Origin of the sequence: Jannaschia pagri (assembly GCF_019655435.1) — a bacterium.
GTDB classification, from domain to species: Bacteria; Pseudomonadota; Alphaproteobacteria; order Rhodobacterales; family Rhodobacteraceae; genus Jannaschia; species Jannaschia pagri.
This window is the reverse complement of record NZ_BPFH01000007.1, coordinates 189,935-207,855: the sequence shown is the minus strand read 5'-3', so window position 1 is coordinate 207,855 and position 17,921 is coordinate 189,935. Positions and strand designations below refer to the sequence as shown.

Annotated in this window: 11 protein-coding genes and 1 tRNA gene; 9 read left to right on the top strand and 3 right to left on the bottom strand. The window is 64.5% G+C overall.

Translation table 11 applies throughout. The annotated features are described in order from the left end of the window. Nucleotides 1-21: 21 nt before the first annotated feature. Together K5R33_RS17100 and K5R33_RS17095 are read right to left on the bottom strand one after the other, a co-directional pair. Nucleotides 22-264: a hypothetical protein gene (locus tag K5R33_RS17100; RefSeq protein ID WP_220750295.1), complete on the bottom strand. Its 243-nt coding sequence runs from the start codon at nt 262-264 to the stop codon at nt 22-24. Further along, on the bottom strand, nt 264-1,691 hold the full coding sequence (locus K5R33_RS17095) for a circularly permuted type 2 ATP-grasp protein (RefSeq protein ID WP_220750294.1): 1,428 nt from the start codon (nt 1,689-1,691) through the stop codon (nt 264-266). The genes K5R33_RS17100 and K5R33_RS17095 overlap by 1 nt, the downstream gene beginning before the upstream one ends. Before the next feature lie 127 nt (nt 1,692-1,818). Between K5R33_RS17095 and K5R33_RS17090 the strand changes: the two genes are divergently transcribed. The 9 genes from K5R33_RS17090 (at nt 1,819) to K5R33_RS17050 (ending at nt 17,754) form a co-directional block, all read left to right on the top strand. Then, nucleotides 1,819-3,165 (top strand): nitrate- and nitrite sensing domain-containing protein, encoded by a 1,347-nt coding sequence (locus K5R33_RS17090; RefSeq protein WP_220750293.1) that lies wholly within the window; start codon nt 1,819-1,821, stop codon nt 3,163-3,165. Between the two features lie 948 nt (nt 3,166-4,113). Then, nucleotides 4,114-5,895 (top strand): autotransporter assembly complex protein TamA, encoded by a 1,782-nt coding sequence (locus tag K5R33_RS17085; protein WP_220750292.1) that lies wholly within the window; start codon nt 4,114-4,116, stop codon nt 5,893-5,895. Continuing rightward, nucleotides 5,895-10,451, top strand: coding sequence for a translocation/assembly module TamB domain-containing protein (locus K5R33_RS17080; RefSeq protein ID WP_220750291.1), 4,557 nt, complete (start codon nt 5,895-5,897; stop codon nt 10,449-10,451). Before K5R33_RS17085 ends, K5R33_RS17080 begins: the two co-directional genes overlap by 1 nt. Before the next feature lie 4 nt (nt 10,452-10,455). Beyond that, nucleotides 10,456-11,082: a paraquat-inducible protein A gene (locus K5R33_RS17075; RefSeq protein WP_220750290.1), complete on the top strand. Its 627-nt coding sequence runs from the start codon at nt 10,456-10,458 to the stop codon at nt 11,080-11,082. Then, the gene (locus K5R33_RS17070; RefSeq protein WP_220750289.1) at nt 11,043-11,687 is read left to right on the top strand and encodes a paraquat-inducible protein A; all 645 of its coding nucleotides are present in this window, start codon (nt 11,043-11,045) and stop codon (nt 11,685-11,687) included. The genes K5R33_RS17075 and K5R33_RS17070 overlap by 40 nt, the downstream gene beginning before the upstream one ends. Further along, entirely contained in the window at nt 11,680-14,412 is a 2,733-nt protein-coding gene (locus tag K5R33_RS17065; protein WP_220750288.1) for a PqiB family protein, read from the top strand. Before K5R33_RS17070 ends, K5R33_RS17065 begins: the two co-directional genes overlap by 8 nt. An 8-nt stretch (nt 14,413-14,420) precedes the next feature. Beyond that, nucleotides 14,421-14,966 carry a PqiC family protein gene (locus K5R33_RS17060; RefSeq protein WP_220750287.1) on the top strand — a complete coding sequence of 182 codons (546 nt, stop codon included), beginning with the start codon at nt 14,421-14,423 and terminating at the stop codon, nt 14,964-14,966. A gap of 188 nt (nt 14,967-15,154) precedes the next feature. Further along, complete coding sequence (locus tag K5R33_RS17055) at nt 15,155-15,403, top strand: hypothetical protein (RefSeq protein WP_220750286.1); 249 nt, start codon at nt 15,155-15,157, stop codon at nt 15,401-15,403. Between the two features lie 737 nt (nt 15,404-16,140). Next, complete coding sequence (locus tag K5R33_RS17050) at nt 16,141-17,754, top strand: alpha-D-glucose phosphate-specific phosphoglucomutase (protein WP_220750285.1); 1,614 nt, start codon at nt 16,141-16,143, stop codon at nt 17,752-17,754. A gap of 69 nt (nt 17,755-17,823) precedes the next feature. Here K5R33_RS17050 and K5R33_RS17045 read toward each other — a convergent pair. Next, nucleotides 17,824-17,899 (bottom strand) — tRNA-Thr (locus tag K5R33_RS17045). Nucleotides 17,900-17,921: the final 22 nt, after the last annotated feature.

The window sequence follows — 17,921 nt, the reverse complement described above, 5'->3', positions numbered from 1 at the left end:
CAGGGGAACAAAGGCGCCACCTCAATCACGGTGGTGGGAAAGCATGTCATTAACTTCCCGCGACGTGATCTCGTCGTTCTCGGGGCGGGTCTTGATCAGCCACCATCCCAGCACCGCAGCAGCCGCCAGCAGCACCACGGCCGTCCAACCGCCGATCATCCCTTCGGCCCAGACGCCCCAGACGAGCATTGCCATGATACACCAAAAGAACACGGCGCGGACGGGGCTGCGATAGGCCAGCCCGCCTTCTTCTTTCTGTGTCATCAGTCCTCCTCCAAAACCCAGGTGTCTTTTGTTCCGCCGCCTTGGGAGGAATTCACAACCAGTGATCCCTTCTTGAGCGCCACACGCGTCAATCCACCCGGCGTGATCTCAATCCCGTTGGGCGACACCAAAACGAAGGGCCGCAGATCCACATGCCTCGGCGCCAGACCCTTCTTGGCAAAGATCGGCACCGTGGACAGGCTCAAGGTCGGCTGGGCGATGTAGTTGCCAGGCTTCGCCTCCAACTTCTTACGGAAAGCCGCGATATCCTTTTTGGTTGCGGTCGGACCGATGAGCATCCCGTAACCGCCTGATCCATGGACCTCTTTGACGACCAAGTCGCTCAAGTTGTCGAGCACATAGGCCAGCGCGTCAGGCTCCGAACAGCGGTAGGTTGGCACGTTCTCCAACTTGGCCTTCTCGCCCGTGTAGAACCTGACGATCTCCGGCATGTAACTGTAGATCGCTTTGTCATCGCTGACGCCCGTTCCCGGCGCATTGGCGATGGTGATGCCGCCCGCGCGGTAGACGTCGAAGATACCGGGCACGCCCAGCATAGAATCGCGGTTGAACGTCAGCGGATCCAGGTAATCGTCGTCGACCCGACGATAGATCACATCAATGGGCTTGTAGCCTCGGGTCGTGCGCATGGCCACACGCCCATCCACCACGCGCAGGTCGTGACCCTCCACAAGTTCCGCGCCCATCTGATCGGCCAGGAAACTGTGTTCATAGTAAGCCGAGTTGTGGATGCCAGGCGTCAGTACGGCGACCGTCGGCGTGCCATCGCAAGCCTTTGGAGCGCATGCGGAAAGCGAGCGGTGCAACGACTGCGGATACCGGCTGACGCGTTGCACGCGATTGCGGCTGAAAAGCTCCGGGAAGGTGTGCAGCATCGTTTCCCGGTTTTCGAGCATGTAGCTCACGCCGGAGGGCGTCCGAGCGTTGTCCTCCAGGACATAGAATTGGTCCGGTCCAGTGCGCACCAGATCGATGCCGACGATATGAGTATAGATGTCCCCCGCCGGATCGACGCCGATCATCTCGGGCAGGAAGGCATCGTTTCGCGCGATCATCTCCACTGGCAGTATGCCGGCCCGCACGATCTCCTGCCGGTGATAAATGTCATGCAGGAATGCGTTGAGAGCCCGAACCCTCTGCTCGATTCCCTTCGACAGCTTCGCCCATTCACGGGCAGCGATGATGCGCGGAATGATATCAAACGGGATCAGCCGCTCTCCGGCGTCAGGGTCCCCGTAGACATTAAAGGTGATGCCCGTGACGCGAAACGCCTCTTCTGCTTCGCGGGCCTTTGCCCGGAGGCGCGACGGATCTTCGGACCCAAACCAATCGGCAAATTCGGCGTAGGCGGCGCGTGTTACGCCATCGGTTCCGAACATTTCATCAAAGAGCGGATCACCAGTCATGCCAACACAGTGTCCCGTCCGCGCGCCTGACGCAATGACAAAGCCCGGGCGTCGTTTTCTCTGATATTGTAACCGTTTGGTAGGGAATTGCCGACATACGCATGAAAACTATGCGGAGGAGGTATGCATGAATCGACTTCTGTCGTTAACCGTCAGTCAGTCCATGGCCGTGATTTTTGCCCTCGGTTTTTCAGCGGCCTTGCTGTTCGGGATTGTCTCCTTGCATGGCGATTATCGGGATCAGCAGCGTCTCGCGGGGGATCGCGCCCTCCTGGACGAAGCCGGGGCGCTGAGCGCGCTGGTCCATGAGCTTCAGCGGGAACGCGGGCTCACCTTCGCCGTTCTCTCCTCCGACCACACCTCCGCGTCTGACGCGCTCACCGCCCAACGGCTCATTACAGACGATGTTCTCACTCGGACCTTGCAGCCAGCCCCCACGGCGGTGGCAAGGGCTGCGACAAAAGAGGTGTTTACCCTTGAGACGCTGACCAAGTGGTTGCGCAGTCAGAGGCTCGCCGCCGACAACGGTCAAATTGAGGCAGACGCCTATCGCGACGCAATGACGGACAAGATCGGAACGCTCGTGGTCACCGTTGGCAACATGGCGGACCGTACCCGGTCACGGCGCTTAGCCCTCCTTATTCGGGATAGCCGTCTGTTGATGGCGGCCAAGGACTCCGTCGGTCTGGAACGGGCGTTGGGCGCCGCGATGCTTGCAGGTCCGGACAACGGCACGTCATCAGACGCATCCGAACCACGCGCGCTCGCTGATCAGGCATTGGTGAGCACAACAATCTTGAGACAGTTTACGGCGGCGGCCAAAGAGGAAACCAAACTGTTGCTCGATCTTTGGCAACGGTCGGTGGCAGCCCAAGCATTCGCGACCTCGCGCGATACCCTGCTCACAATGCCAACGCCTGCCCCTCTCCCCGACGCGGAGACATGGTGGGCCCAGGCGGACGCGGCCATTCTGGGCCTGCGAAAGGTCGAACGTGCCCTGCATGACCACCTCTATGACACGCTCGAGGCAGAGAAAGCCGATGGCTGGGCCGCTATGAAGGCCAATGCGTTCCTGCTCATCGCCTTGCTGCTGTCCCTCGGAAGTCTCGCGCTGGTAACGCTGCGGCGGGTGGATCAATCGATCCGAAACCTCATTGGAACGATTTGCCGACTATCGGTCGATGCCTCCACGACGCGCGTGCGCGGGTGCCCCCAAAGGGACCTCAACCAAATCTCTAATGCTCTCAAAATTTTACGCGCCGCCCAGATCGAGCGTCGGCGAAACCTTGAGGCCGCTGAGCTTCTACGGTCATCCATAGACCATCGCCTCAACGAGGTTCTGGAAAACGCACAAGCGGGCATAATGGACCGGCGGATCGAAGTTCTGGGTCTAGATGCCCACGGCGCTGTCCTCGCACGGGGGATCAACCGGTTGTTGGACCAGATCGAGCGGGACAAGGCGGCCTCCGGGTAAGGAAGTGCTCAACGCTCGGTGCAGAATGCTGCTCGTCTTAGCAGTTCTTAACGCTGGCTGGTGGCCGCCGCCAAGGTCCAGACCTAATGCGGACGGTCACATGCAATGGCCCCCAGCGCTCCGGATGAGTGACCCAAGGTGTTCTCGATTGACCAAGCTGCCGCGAAGCGAGGCGGCACGCAAATGCCCCGCTTCAGGAGGTTGGATCGCAACTGGCTCAGGTCTCCCGCGCCTTTCAGAAGGGTCGCTCTCGGCGGATTTCCCTTTTGAAGGCCTTCAAACGCCAGCTTACGACAGAAGGAACGGGCGCAATGATGAGATTGCTTCGGTCCTCCATGGCGCTTTCAAACACGAGGCGTCATCTTCGTATCAGTTATTGGGCCTTTACCTCTTTTGCCGGAAAGCACTCGGGCCTCTTTCCTGCTCCGCAGAAACCTGAGCCTTTCCTTCAACCGGTTGGTTGCCTCCGAATGCGGAGCCCGACCAGGCACCTAGCGGACCCAGATCTCTCCCGGCAAAAGAGCGAATGCAGGGCTGAACCCAGCCACGGCCCCTCCTGTCGGCCACCCCTCGTTGCAAACCGACGATGCGGAACCCGGCTTCAAAGCTGTGCTGTGTGTCCAGCACCGCCTCTTGCAAAGCTGGAATGGCCTCTTCAGCGGGAATGAGCAGGCGCGACTACGACAGCGGGAAAAAGGTCTAGCGAACCTCGTCTGGCAACTGAGCGTCCCACGCTACAGCCCGGTTTGGTCAGCGGCAAACGGCCCTAAGCGCCACTGCGACTTTTGCCCCCCTCGTGCCGTCCGCACGGCCCCGACCGCCCCGGTTCAACCCCGCTATCCCTATTGTGTCTTTCAGATTTTTTCAGCCAGTGTTACCCACGGGCACCTGGGTTCGCGATGCGGGGCTGCCACCCCAACAGCGCGGATCGCTGCCGAAGGTTTGTCGATGTCCGTCCGCTCGTTCCTTTTCGCCTGCGCCTGGGCTGTGTGTCCGAGCACTTTAAGTGCAGCGGACCTATCGCTCTCCCTCGGCGGTGACGAGGACCTCGCAGAAACACTGACGAATGCGTCGCTGCTGGTACAAGTCCAAGGCGATGGCGCCTCCACCCGTCGCGATTTGGTTGCAGCGGCACAGGCTGATTACCGGCGGCTATTGGCTGTCCTGTGGGACGCGGGCTATTTCGGACCGACCGTGTCCATCACCGTCGATGGCGTCGAGGCGGCGGCCCTTCCCACGGTTGGCGGGACCGGCCCCGTGTCAGGGGTTGCGATCAATGTCACGCCCGGCCCCATCTTTCTATTCGGTCAAGCAAAGATCGGCCCCATCCCACCGGGGACCGAATTACCCGAAGGCTTTGCGCCGGGGGAACGGGCCGGAACCTCCATCCTGCGAGAGACCGCGTCAGCAGGCGTAGAGGCTTGGCGCGGTCGGGGGCATGCTAAGGCAGAACTGGCGTCCCAAGATATCCAAGCGGACCACCGGGCGACCCAATTGAACGCGGACCTCACCTTGGCGCCGGGGCCGAAGCTCAGCTACGGCGCGGTCACGGTGGAAGGCAACGAAGATGTGGATACCGACCATCTGCTGCGGATCGTCGATCTGCGTCAGGGGCGGGTGTTCGACCCGGAGGAAGTCCGCGCCTCAGCCCGGCGCCTTCAGCGGACGGGTGCCTTCCGATCCGTGTCCATCGTAGAAGGCGAAGAAATTCTCGCGGGCGACCAACTGCCGATGAAGGTCCAAGTCGTGGAGCGGTTGCCACGCCGCTTTGGGGCTGGCGCAGAGGTGGGCACCACCGAAGGGCTGTCGCTCTCGGCGTTTTGGCTGCATCGCAACCTCACGGGCCATGCCGACAGTCTGCGGGTCGAGGGCGCGGTCGAGGGCATCGGCGGCGACAGCGGGGATGAGGACCTGTCCATCGGCTTCGCCTATAACCGCCCGGCGACCTTCAACCCGGAGACCGATCTGTTCGTGACCGGACAAATCGAGCGCCTGGACCAGGAGACCTTCAGCAGCAATTCCGCCGAATTGGTGGTCGGCGCACGTCGCATCGTCAGCGACGAATTCCAGTATAGCTACGCGCTCGCCTACGAACGGTCCCGCGTGACGGACGCCTTTGGCACGCGAACGTTCAACATCTTCTCGATCCCGCTGGAGGCTCAGTACGACCGCCGCAACGACCCGCTCAACCCAACCGATGGGTATTACGTTGAGGCCGGGTTGGAGCCGTTTCACGGGTTCACCACGGCTGGCTCGGGCCTTCGGTTCACCGCGGACCTGCGGGGGTATCAACACTTTGGTGCGGAGGATCAGACCGTACTGGCGGCCCGGCTGCAATTGGGGTCGGTTGTCGGCCCAAATCTGAGCGACGTTCCGGCAGACGATCTGTTCTTTTCCGGCGGGGGTGGCACCGTGCGCGGGCAACCCTTCCAGGATCTGGGCGTCACGCTCCCATCTGGTCGTGTGGTCGGCGCTCGATCCTTTGTCGGCCTGTCCACAGAGGTGCGCCAGCAGATCACCGACACCATTGGCCTGGTCGGCTTTGTGGATGCGGGTCGGATCAGCGAAGGGTCCGATTGGTCTGATGGACAAAGCCACGTGGGCGCTGGCCTCGGCGTGCGCTACAACACGGGGATCGGGCCCATCCGCGTGGATGTCGGGCTGCCGGTGTCCGGCCCCGGCAGCAACACCGGGCTAGAGCTCTATATCGGCATCGGGCAGGCCTTTTGATGTTGCGTCGCAGCACCACGCTCGGCTGTGCTGCCCTTTTGGCGCTCAGCCTTCCGGCTCCGGCGCAGGACACCCAGGAAGAGCGGGATCGCGGCTTTCTCACCGCGCTGATCGAAGACAACCTGGAGGCACCGGGCCTGTCGGTGCGGATCGATGGCTTCGAAGGGGCCCTGTCCTCGGAGGCTTCGCTGGATGCGCTGACCGTTTCCGACGACGCGGGGCCCTGGCTTCGGCTTGAGGACGTTGTCCTGGATTGGAACCGCAGCGCGCTGTTTCGGGGCAGGCTAGAAGTCTCGGCCCTGACCGCCGCCCTGATCCAGATGGACCGCGCGCCCCTCCCCGCCGAAGGGGTGGAGGCGTTGCCCGATGCGGGATCCTCAGGCCTGTCGATCCCGGACCTGCCGGTCGCCATCGAGATTGGCTTGATCCGAGCGGATCGGATTGAGCTTGGCGCACCGCTGCTGGGCCAGCCCCTGGCCATGACCCTTGAGGCGCGGGCACAGCTGGCCGACGGCTCCGCTGACGTGGCCCTGATCGGGGAACGCTTGGATGGGGTTGCCGGTCGGTTCGACATCGACGCCGCTTTTGAGGCCCCCGATCAACGGCTTACCCTGGACCTTAGCGTGGTCGAAGAGGCGGGCGGCATCGCCGCGACCCTCCTGCAATTGCCCGGCGCCCCGGCGATCAGCCTTACGGTCGCGGGCGCGGGGCCACTGGATGCCTTCGCCGCCGATGTGGCGCTGGCCTCCGAAGGGCAGGACCGTTTGTCGGGTCAGGTGACCTTGGACGGTGTCGAAGCGGGCCAACAATTGACGGTCGACTTGGGCGGGGACCTCTCCCCTCTGCTGGCGCCCCGGTATCAGCCGTTCTTCGGGACGGACACGACGCTCGCCGCGCAGGCCCTGCTGCTGTCCGAGGGCGGCACGCGGCTGGAGGACCTCAACATCTCGACCGAGGCTCTGTCCTTAACCGGGGCCGCCACCATCGGCGCAGATGGCTGGCCCAGCGTTTTGGATATCGACGGAACCATCGCAGCCGCCGATGGTACACCGGTCGTCCTGCCAACGGCAGATGCCCCATCGGTGCAGAGCGTACGCTTTGCCATGCGCCACGATGCTGCCCAGTCCGAAGACTGGGCGTTGGACCTGACGGTCGACACGCTGCGTCATCCGGTTGTTGACGTGCAGCGCGCGGATGTGTCCGCGCGGGGTCAATTGCAACGGGATGGCGGCACTGTCACTGGTGCGGTCGCCGATCTGAGCCTATCGGGCGGCGGATTGGTCTTCGCCGACCCAGCCCTGGCCGATGCCGTCGGGTCCGAGGCCGAGGTGAGTACGAAAATCACCTGGTCCCCCGACGCGCCCATACGTTTGGATAACCTCCGCTTGCGCGGCCCCGCCCTAGCGGCGTCGGGCGACCTTGCCATCGCGACGGACGGCAGCCCGCTGGCCATCACGCTGGATCTTGCCGCTCAGATAGTCGATTTGCGCCGCTTGGCGGCACTGACGGGTCAAGCGGACCTGGCAGGCCAAGCGGACCTCAGCCTGTCCGGCGGCCTGGGCCTCGGCGGGGCCTTCGACCTTACGGCCGAGGGTCGGGTGGCTGACCTGCGGACCGGGATCTCCCAGGCCGATGGGCTGTTGGCTGGGGCCACGGACATTGCCGTGACGGCCCGGCGGAACGAGACGGGGACGTTCCTTGACCAGGTGACCCTGGACAACCCGCAACTGGGCATTGCCGGTCGCGCAACGCTGTTGGCCGAAGACGCCCCGGCGCGGAACCAAGGCAATGGTGGCGAGGCGGTCCTGGATGTTCGCCTGGCCGATGGGGCTTTGCTGGACCCGCGATTGGCCGGGGCGGTCTCGGCGCAGTTGGACCTGTCCGAGCAGGCTGGCATTTGGTCCGGCACCGCGGCCCTGCGCGCCCCCCAAGGTGTCGCCATGGACGTGAGCGGTGCATTGACTGGACCGGCCCCGGATGTGGACCTGACCCTGACAGTGCCGGATCTGGAGCCTTTCGCCCCTGGCGTGCCGGGCAGCGCGCGCGTCCGTGGCCGGGCCTTCGCCCGCGAGGGTGTCTGGTCCGTGGATGCCGCGCTGGAGGGTCCCTACGACCTGACCGCGCAAATCGCGGGGCCCGTGACCGGCAACCGGCCGGAGATCACCTATTCCGCGCGCCTACCCGATGCGTCTGCCGCCGTACCCGCGCTTGCCTCGGTGCCGCCGCTCGCCGGGCCGGTGACCCTGCAGGGGACGCTCGCTCAGGAAGGCGCAGCCTGGGTCACGGACACGCGCGTGACCGCGCCCGAAGATGTCACGATCCGCGCCCGTGGCCCCGTCACGGGTCCTGCCGTCAAGATTGATGTGGCCGCCACGGTGCCCAGGGTCGAGGCCTTTGTGCCCACCGTGTCGGGCACGCTCAGCCTGCATGGGACGCTGCGCCAGATGGGCGATGATTGGGCCGTCACGGCCCGCGCGACCGGTCCGTATGAGGCCCGGGCAACGGTTGACACGATCTTGACCGAGACACCGCTTGCGGTGGATTTCAGCCTGCGCTTGCCCCGCTTGGCAGATGTGGCGCCGGGTGTCCCCGGTGGGCTCGACCTCAGCGGGCGTGCCGTGCAGGAGGCGTTCGGCTGGCGTGCGACCGTGGAGGGCACGGGCCCCTATGACGCCGCACTGACCGCCACGGCGCGGCTGCCCGAGGCAGGACCCGAAGTCACGCTATCGGCCCGGGTTCCCAATGCGCGGGCCATTGCGCCACAGTTGTCGGGGCCACTGACGCTTGGGGCGCAGGCCCAGCAACGCGATGGGATCTGGTCCGTGGAGGCAGACGCCGCCGGACCGTTTGGCGCCACGGTCACCGCAAACGCGCGCCTACCCGAAACCGGAGCCGAAGTACGGGCAGAGGCCAACCTGCCCAATGCCGCAGCCTTGGCGCCCCAACTGCGTGGGCCATTGCGGGTCGTGGCCGAAGCTGCCCAGCGACAGGGCGTCTGGCGGGCCGAGGCCACGGCAAACGGGCCATTCGGCGCCAACCTCGACCTCTCCGGCATCGTCGCGGGCGCGCCTTTGGACCTGCGCGTCGACCTCGCGGTGCCGGACATCGAACCGATTGCGGGTGACATCTCGGGGCCGTTGCGGGTCATCGGGACGGTGGCTCAACCCGGCACTGACTACCGTGTCGATTTGCGCGTGGACGGCCCGTCTGGCACCCGCGCAGATGTCGCAGGCGGCATCGCGCCCAATGGAACGCTCGACCTGGCAGTTCAAGGCAGCGCACCCCTGGGGCTGGCCAATGCGGGTCTGACGGGTCAACGCCTCTCGGGCACGGCGGCCTTTGATCTGACGGTTGCGGGCGCGCCATCCGTTGACGCCGTCCGTGGCACCATTCGCACCAGCGACGCGGCGGTCTCCCTTCCCACCCTTGGGAATGCGCTGGACCCCATTGCCGCCACGGTCACCCTCGGGGGAGGACGCGCCCAGGTGGACGCCCGGGCAGAGTTGCAGACTGGCGGGATCGTCACAATCAGCGGGCCGGTCGCCCTGACCGCGCCCTTCGACGCGGATCTGCGGGCCCAATTCGGTGTCATCTTGCAGGATCCGCGCCTCTACACGGCGGCGGTGGAGGGCGATTTGGCCCTGACCGGTCCGCTGACCGGCGGGGCGGTGCTGTCTGGGTTGGTCTCCATCGAAGAGGCGGAGATCGTCGTGCCATCATCGGGCCTGACGGCCATCGGTGACCTGCCCCCGGTGCAGCATCTCTATTCACCCCGCCCCGTGCGGCGGTCCCTCGCCCTGGCCGGTTTGCGTGCGGACGGGCGACGCGCCGAGACGAACGGCGGAGGTGGCGGCGGCGCGAGCTTTGGGCTGGACCTTGTTGTCCGGGCCGATGGGCGGATCTTCGTCCGAGGTCGCGGGCTGGATGCGGAACTGGGCGGACAACTTCGGGTGACGGGAACGACCATCGCCCCTGTCACCGCGGGCGCCTTCGAACTGGTGCGCGGTCGCTTGGACATTCTGGAACAGCGGTTCAACCTGGATGAGGGCACCATCAGTTTTCAGGGAGATCTGACGCCCTATGTGCGCCTCGTCGCGATCACAGAGGCGGATGCGCTGACGGCGTCCATCGCCGTGGAGGGACCCGCAGACGACATCGGGGTGACCTTCAGCAGCACGCCAGATGTTCCCCAGGAGGAAATTCTGGCGCAGATCTTCTTTGGGCGGGGCCTAGATCAGCTATCGCCGCTCCAGGCGTTGCAACTTGCCAACTCGGTCGCGGTATTGGCCGGGCGCGGGTCCGGCGGATTGCTGGACAATCTGCGCGGCAGCGCGGGCTTGGACGATCTAGACATCACCACAGATGCCGAGGGCAACACCGCCGTGCGGGCGGGCAAATATGTGTCCGACAACGTCTATACCGACATCCAAGTGGACGGCAGCGGGGACGCGACGATCTCGCTGAACCTGGACCTGACGCCAAACCTGACGGTACGCGGATCAGCGGGCGCCAATGGCGAGAGCAGCCTGGGTATCTTCTTTGAGAAGGATTACTGACCCCATGGAGGCGCGAGACGACATGGTGTGTTGCCCCGTATGCGATGCGCTCCATTCCTTTGGGGATATTCCCGACGGGGAGCGGGCGCGCTGCGTCCGGTGCAATACCGTCATCGCCGTGGGACGCCCCGAGGCGATCCTGCGGATCGTGGTCTTGGCCTCCACCGCTCTGATCCTGATGACAATCGTCATCTTCTACCCCTTCCTGGAGCTCCGGAGCGGCGTTTTCGGCAGCAAGGCTTCGGTCTTTGAGACTGTCATGAGCTTTAGCCAAGGCGTCATGGCGCCCCTCTCCTTAGCGGTGGCGGCCTTTGTGATCGTTTTGCCGGTGGCGCGGCTGTCGCTGCTGATCTGGGCCCTGGGGCCCCTGTCGGTCAATCGCAGCCCCTGGCCGGGCGCGGCGCGCGCGCTTCGCTACGCGGATATCCTGAAACCCTGGGCCATGGCCGAAATCTTCATGGTCGGCGTGGCTGTTGCCCTGGTTAAGCTGGCCGATCTTGCCACATTGTCCATGGGCCCGGCCTTTTGGTCCTTCACGGCCATCGTGGTCATCACTGCCTTCAAAGACACCCAAATGAGCAAGCACTCCGTATGGACGGCCCTGGAAACAGCAAGCAGCAACGCACGCTGACGGCCCGCGACGCGGGACTGATCGGCTGTCGCCAATGCACCCGCGTCTCCCCCGCGGGGACCTATCGCTGTCCGCGATGTGGCGCACGGCTCCAAAGCCGCGATATCACCTCGCTGCAACGGGTCTGGGCCTGGTGGCTCGTGGGGCTGATGGCCTATGTGCCTGCCAATACCTATCCCATGTTGATCACCTCGACGGCGGGCCGCTCCGAGGAGGCGACGATCATCGGCGGGGTGATCGAATTGATGAACCTGGGATCCTTTGGGGTGGCCTTTATCGTGTTCTTCGCCAGCGTGATGATCCCGGTCGGCAAATTCGTCGCCATCGGCTGGCTGGCCTGGATCGTGCGCAAACCCCATGGGCATAAGCCCGGACACCTGCTGCATTTGTATGAGTTCGTCGAATGGATCGGACGATGGTCCATGATCGACGTCTTTGTGGTGGCCATCTTGGTCGCCTTGGTGCAGTTCAACTTGATCGCAACGATCAACCCCGGCGTCGCGGCTGTGTGCTTTGCCCTGTCCGTCGTGTTCACCATGCTATCGGCGCTCAGTTTTGACAGCCGCGCCATCTGGGATCGTATCGAGACTATGAGCCATGACTGACACGCCAGACACCCCGCACCAGCCAAAGATGGAAGCCCCGAAGCGTCGGGTTCGGGTGGTCTCGGCGGTCTGGTTGGTTCCCATTGTCGCTGTGCTGATCGCGCTGGCGATTGCCTATCAGTCCTATGCCAACCGCGGGGTCCTTGTGGCGATCGCCTTCCCCGATGCCTCAGGCGTTGAGATCGGGCAGACCTCGCTCCGCTTTCGAGAGGTCACGGTGGGCGTGGTCGAAGATGTGGGCTTTTCGGCGGACCTCAGCCAAGTGAACGTCTATGTCCGCGTCTCGCGCAATATCGCGCCCTACCTGGACGAAGATGCCAGCTTTTGGGTGGTGCAACCGGAGGTCACGGCGCGCGGGGTCGAGGGCCTGAACACGATCCTTTCGGGCACCTACATCGAAGGTACCTGGGACAGCGAGATCGGGGATAGCCGGACGGAATTCCAGGGCGACGAACGCGCGCCCATCGTTCCACCCGGCGTAGACGGGACCGCAATCGTCCTCTCCTCGCGCGAGAGCAGCCGCCTGGGACCGGGCGCCCCCATCCTGTATCGCGGCATCGAGGTCGGGGAGGTCGCGCAGCCCCGGCTGTCGCCCGACGGATCCGAGATCCGCATCGATGCCTTCGTGCGCGCGCCCTACGACCGCCAGTTGTCGACGGCCACCCGCTTTTGGGACGCCTCCGGTGTCTCCGTCGGCCTGGGCGCAGGCGGGGTGGATCTGCGGATTGGTTCGCTTGCGTCCATCCTGGAGGGCGGGCTCGTCTTCGATACTCTGGTCTCCGGTGGGGATCAGGTGCGCCAGGGCCATGTGTACAACATCTTTGCCGATGAAAGCGCCGCCCGCGCCTCGGCGTTTGAGGCACCCTCGGCACGGTCCGTGACCGTATCCGTCCTCTTTCCATCCGCCGTCTCGGGCCTCAGTTCCGGCGCGTCCGTGCGATATCAGGGCGTCCGCGTGGGCGTCGTGACGTCGATCACCGGGTTCATCCGGCCCGACGACCCCACACAAGCGGTCCAACTGCTTGCGGTCTTGTCGTTGCAACCCACAAAGATGGGGTTGGACACCATGCGGAGCGAGCTGGATGGCCTCGATTTCCTCGGCGATCTGGTTCGGGACGGGATGCGCGCGCAGCTGACCTCCACCAGCTTGTTTGGTGGGGACCTGGCCGTCGATCTGGTCCAACGGGACGACGCTATCCCGGGTCGGTTGGAAATCGGGGTGACCGATACACCGCTGATCCCGTCGATCGAACCCGACGCCTCGGACATGGCCGCAAGCGCGGCGGGCCTGATGGATCGCATCGCAGACCTGCCGGTCGAAGAATTGCTAACCTCGGCCACCGATCTCTTGGACAACCTCAATCGGATTGCCGGGTCCGAAGACACCCGCGCCATTCCGGGTGCGGCCCTCGCCGCCCTTGAAGATGGCCGCGCCCTGATCGCATCTGCGGAAATTGCCAATGCGCTCACCGATCTGGAGGCGATTGCCGACAGCGTCGCCCAGGTCACCGAACAGGTGGTCGCAGACGACCTTGTCACCAACCTGAGCGCCACCCTGACGGCGGCGACCGAGGCGGCGGGCAATATCGCAGTCGGGACCACGGATCTCGATGCCCTGACCGCGCGCTTGACCGTCTTGGCCGAAGACGCCAGCACCTTGCTGGCGGACGAGGCGACTCAGGCGCTGCCCGATGCGGCGCTCTCTGCCCTGACCGAAGGCGAAGCCCTGATCCGCGACGGGCGCAACATCCTATCGTCCCCCCAGGTGGCGAGCGTTTTGATCGATATTGAGCGTCTCACGTCCGATCTGAGCGCCATCGCTGCGGATGTCGCTGGCAGCGACCTGGCCCCCCGCCTGACCGAAGCGGTTACAGCCGCGACCGAGGCCGCGCAGAACATCGCGGCAGGCACCGTCGATCTGGACCGGGTGACGGACAACATCAACGCCCTGGTCCAAGATGCCGACGCCCTGCTGTCGGACGAGGCGACGCAGGCGCTGCCGGGCGCGGCCTTGGCCCTGATGGAGGATGGGCGCGCCATCATCGCTTCACCCGAGGTGCAGGCCATCATCACCGACCTGGCCGCCACCGCGGCGGACGTGCGCGCGCTGACGGCGCAACTGGCCGCAGCCGAAGCCGCGGCCCGTCTGACCAGCGCCCTAGAGGCCGCAGAGGTCGCCGCGCAATCGGTCGCCACGAGCGTTGAGAACCTGCCGGAACTGTCGGCCTCCGCTGAACGGGTCATGGCCCAAGCCGAAGAGCTGGGGGCCGGTCTCAACCGTTTGACCGCCAAGGCGGAGGCCCTGGCTCTGGACGAACTGGTCAATTCAACGACGTCCTTAATGCAGACAGCAGATGCGTTTTTGTCATCGGACGAAGCGGACGATGTTCCCGTGGCGCTTGTGGACACCCTGGAAGAGGTTCGACGGACAATAGAGGTCATTCGCACCGGCGGGACATTGGACAACCTGAACGCCACGCTCCGCTCGGCATCGGGTGCCGCAGACAGCGTGGCCATTGCCGCGCGTGACCTGCCCGCCCTTGTGGCGCGGCTGCAAACGCTCACGGCCTCGGCCACAGGTGTGCTGACCTCCTACGGGGACGGCAGCCGTGTGAACCAGGAACTCTATTCTGCTCTGCGGGCTGCCACCCGCGCCGCCGAGGACGTCAGCTCCCTCGCGCGCACCATTGAACGCAACCCGAACTCCCTGCTTCTCGGAAGGTGAACTGCCCCATGCTCCGTCTGCCCCTTACTCTGCTGGCGCTTGGCGCACTCATTGGCTGTTCTGAGACGCAGTATTTCGCACCGCCCCCGGTGACCAGCGACCTCCGGCTGAACGTGCGGGCTGACACGGTGCAGATCAGCGAAGTGTCCATCCCGGAATACGCGGTGAACCAGGAAATCCCCTTGCAGCGGGAAGATGGCTCCCTGGTCACGGATACGGGCAAACTTTGGGCGGATCTGCCGGACCGGGCCATGGCCGGAAGTCTGGCGCGCCACCTCAATCAAATCACCGATGCGGCCGCCGCCGTCGAACCCTGGCCCTTGTCGGGCTTTCCCGAAGTCGAAGTGACGGTCTTTGTCGAGGACATGATCGTCCGGGCAGACGGTCAATTGCGCCTGCGCGGCAGCTATGCCCTGCGCCGCGAAGAGGGGCGCGGTCGGGTCGAAACCTTCGACCTCTTCGTGCCGGTGGTCGACGACAGCTACGTCACCATCATCGCAGCCCACGAGGCCGCCTGGCTGCGCCTAGCCGAAGATATCGCCCGTAAGCTGTAGGGCTGCCAGCCGATGGTCTGGAGGATTTGGCTCTTATCATCGTTTCAAGCCCTCCCAAACCGGTTTGAGGTACATCAGGGGCTAAATTCCGTCTGTCCCTAACCTGCGTGACAGGTCTCCCCGTCCGTGGGGTGCTACCGCCCAACGTGTAAGCGAAACACGAAAACGGGCGGAGAGGAACGCGAACGATGTGTAAAATGTGCGATGGAACGGGATACGTCGACGAGGTGGATGGGCACCCGGCCCGCATGACGCGCATCGCCCCCTGCCCCATGAAGTGCCGCGCCAGCCTCTGGCCCGCGCGCGAACCAAGGTGGAGCGAGAACCCCTGGGTCCCCATCGAACATCCCTGGATCCTGGATCGCTTCATTCCCAAAGGCGGATGGGTGGACCCAAACCGCCGCCGTGGCGATAGACCCCAGCGGGATGCAGTCTGAGGTCGATACCCTTGCACGCCGTCCGGGCCCCATCGCTCCCCTTCGTCCGCCACCAAGTTGCCGCCAGGATGCGCACCACCTGCGACGATCTGTGCGCCGCACCCGAACGCGGTAAGACCGCGTGCACACCAATCATGTCGCGAATACAGGTGTAACCAACCAACGCGATCCACTGCCCACGACACATATCCCATGGGCGCGCACCCGCCTGCCTCCTTCCGCAAGACCGAGCAGGGTCTGGGCAGGGAGGCCACCGCGCGCTATGGCTGCCAAAACGGTGGGTGCTGTCCCGCCTGAGAGTGAACCGAGCGGCGTAGTAAGATCAAACCAAGACACGACGTGACCCGCGATCTGACGCCCGGCGGCCTTCGTTTTGATGCGACGGCAGGACCACAGGACAACCAGAACGCGCCCCTGGGCCAGCGGAGCCAGGCTGACCTCCTGAACGCCGGTCCACTGGTGTCGTGGCGCGCCACCGGGCAATCAAGCCTAAGCCTGGCGAATACGGCAAGGGCGTCCCAGAGCGACCTGCGCGCGGGCAACACCGCTGGCAATTTACACGACTTGTTCACGGACCCGCCCTCAAACGGACACAGGCACAGCGCTGCATGCCGCCAGCCCGTCACCACCGCTCGGCAGACCCTGCGCCATGACCCCACGCCCGCTCATCCTCGGCCAGACATGGCCCGACACACCTTCCCCATCGCTTTCGCATTGCTAGACAAGGACACCGACGCATGACGCACCATGCCACCCAACCCATTGACGGTCAGAAGCCAGGCACATCGGGCCTGCGCAAGAAGACCCGTGTGTTCATGGAACCCGGATATCTGGAAAACTTCGTCCAAGCGATCTTTGACGCCATCGACGGAGCCGCCGGAAAGACCTTCGTGGTTGGCGGGGATGGGCGCTACTTCAACGCGGAGGCCATCCAGACGATCCTCAAGATGGCCAGTGCCAATGGCGCAGCGCGCGTCATTGTGGGGCAGAACGGCTTGTTATCGACGCCTGCCGCGTCTCACCTGATCCGCCTTAACGGCACGGATGGTGGGATTATCCTCTCGGCCAGCCACAATCCCGGCGGCCCGGACGAAGACTTTGGGATCAAGTTCAACACCCCCAATGGCGGACCAGCGGCCGAAGGTGTGACCGCTGCCATCTTTGAGCGCACGACGACCATCGATAGCTACCGCAAGCTGGATGCCCCGGATCTGGATCTGTCGGCCCTGGGCGACGCATCGATTGGCGACATGGTGGTTTCCGTTGTGGATCCTGTGGCCGACTACAGCGCGCTGATGGCATCGATCTTCGACTTCGATGCCATTCGCTCCCTGTTCGCCGGGGGGTTCCGGATCCGTTTTGACGCGATGCACGCCGTCACCGGACCCTATGCAACGGCGATCCTGGAGGGCACGTTGGGCGCCCCTGCTGGCTCGGTGGTCAACGGGACGCCCTCCCCCGACTTTGGCGGCGGTCATCCCGATCCGAACCCGGTTTGGGCCAAGGACCTGATGGATGTGATGATGGGCGACAACGCGCCCGACTTTGGCGCAGCCTCTGACGGGGACGGCGACCGCAACATGATCGTGGGACGCGGGGCTTACGTCTCTCCATCGGATAGCTTGGCCGTGTTGGCGGCGAACGCGACGCTTGTCCCTGCCTATGCGGGGGGCCTTGCGGGCATTGCCCGGTCCATGCCCACCAGTGGCGCCGCCGACCGCGTGGCAGAGGCCCTAGGCGTCGGGATCTATGAAACGCCAACGGGGTGGAAGTTCTTTGGCAACCTGCTGGACGCAGGCCGAGTGACCATCTGCGGCGAAGAGAGCGCCGGCACCGGTTCCGACCATGTGCGCGAGAAGGATGGCCTCTGGGCCGTTCTGTTCTGGCTGAATGTTCTTGCGGCGCGCAAAACCTCGGTGGCGGAGATCATGGCGGACCATTGGAAAACCTATGGGCGCAACTACTACACCCGTCTCGATTATGAGGCGGCCCCGACCGAGGGCGCCATGGCCCTAATCGACGGCGTCCGCGCACGCCTGGGCGACCTGCCGGGGCAGAGCTTTGCCGGTATGACGGTCAGCCAGGCGGATGAATTCGCCTATGACGATCCGGTCGATGGCTCCACCAGTGCTGGCCAAGGCCTGCGCATCTGGTTTGAGGGCGGCGCCCGTGCGGTCCTGCGCACCTCCGGCACAGGGACCGAAGGGACGACCATCCGCTGCTATCTGGAGGCGTTCAGCGCCGATGTTCTGGACGACATGACACTGCTCGACGGTGTCCGGGCGGCGACGATGGAGCTTGCGGGCTTCCAAACGCACATTGGGCGCACGGACCCTGATGTGACGACCTGAAACACCAACGGCCCGCGCCCCACCGCAATGGGCGCGGGCCGTTTGGCATGTCCTGGTAAGACCCGAAGGTGGTGCCGGTGATAGGACTCGAACCTACGACCCCATCATTACGAATGACGTGCTCTACCAGCTGAGCTACACCGGCATTCCCTTCGGTGGCGGCGTCC

Excerpts from the sequence above, each read along its gene's own strand:
- K5R33_RS17090 (WP_220750293.1), top strand. The coding sequence starts at position 1,819 with ATGAATCGACTTCTGTCGTTAACCGTCAGTCAGTCCATGGCCGTGATT.
- K5R33_RS17075 (WP_220750290.1), top strand. The coding sequence starts at position 10,456 with ATGGAGGCGCGAGACGACATGGTGTGTTGCCCCGTATGCGATGCGCTC.
- K5R33_RS17085 (WP_220750292.1), top strand. The coding sequence starts at position 4,114 with ATGTCCGTCCGCTCGTTCCTTTTCGCCTGCGCCTGGGCTGTGTGTCCG.
- K5R33_RS17100 (WP_220750295.1), bottom strand. The coding sequence starts at position 264 with ATGACACAGAAAGAAGAAGGCGGGCTGGCCTATCGCAGCCCCGTCCGC.
- K5R33_RS17060 (WP_220750287.1), top strand. The coding sequence starts at position 14,421 with ATGCTCCGTCTGCCCCTTACTCTGCTGGCGCTTGGCGCACTCATTGGC.
- K5R33_RS17050 (WP_220750285.1), top strand. The coding sequence starts at position 16,141 with ATGACGCACCATGCCACCCAACCCATTGACGGTCAGAAGCCAGGCACA.
- K5R33_RS17065 (WP_220750288.1), top strand. The coding sequence starts at position 11,680 with ATGACTGACACGCCAGACACCCCGCACCAGCCAAAGATGGAAGCCCCG.
- K5R33_RS17070 (WP_220750289.1), top strand. The coding sequence starts at position 11,043 with ATGGACGGCCCTGGAAACAGCAAGCAGCAACGCACGCTGACGGCCCGC.
- K5R33_RS17080 (WP_220750291.1), top strand. The coding sequence starts at position 5,895 with ATGTTGCGTCGCAGCACCACGCTCGGCTGTGCTGCCCTTTTGGCGCTC.
- K5R33_RS17095 (WP_220750294.1), bottom strand. The coding sequence starts at position 1,691 with ATGACTGGTGATCCGCTCTTTGATGAAATGTTCGGAACCGATGGCGTA.
- K5R33_RS17055 (WP_220750286.1), top strand. The coding sequence starts at position 15,155 with ATGTGTAAAATGTGCGATGGAACGGGATACGTCGACGAGGTGGATGGG.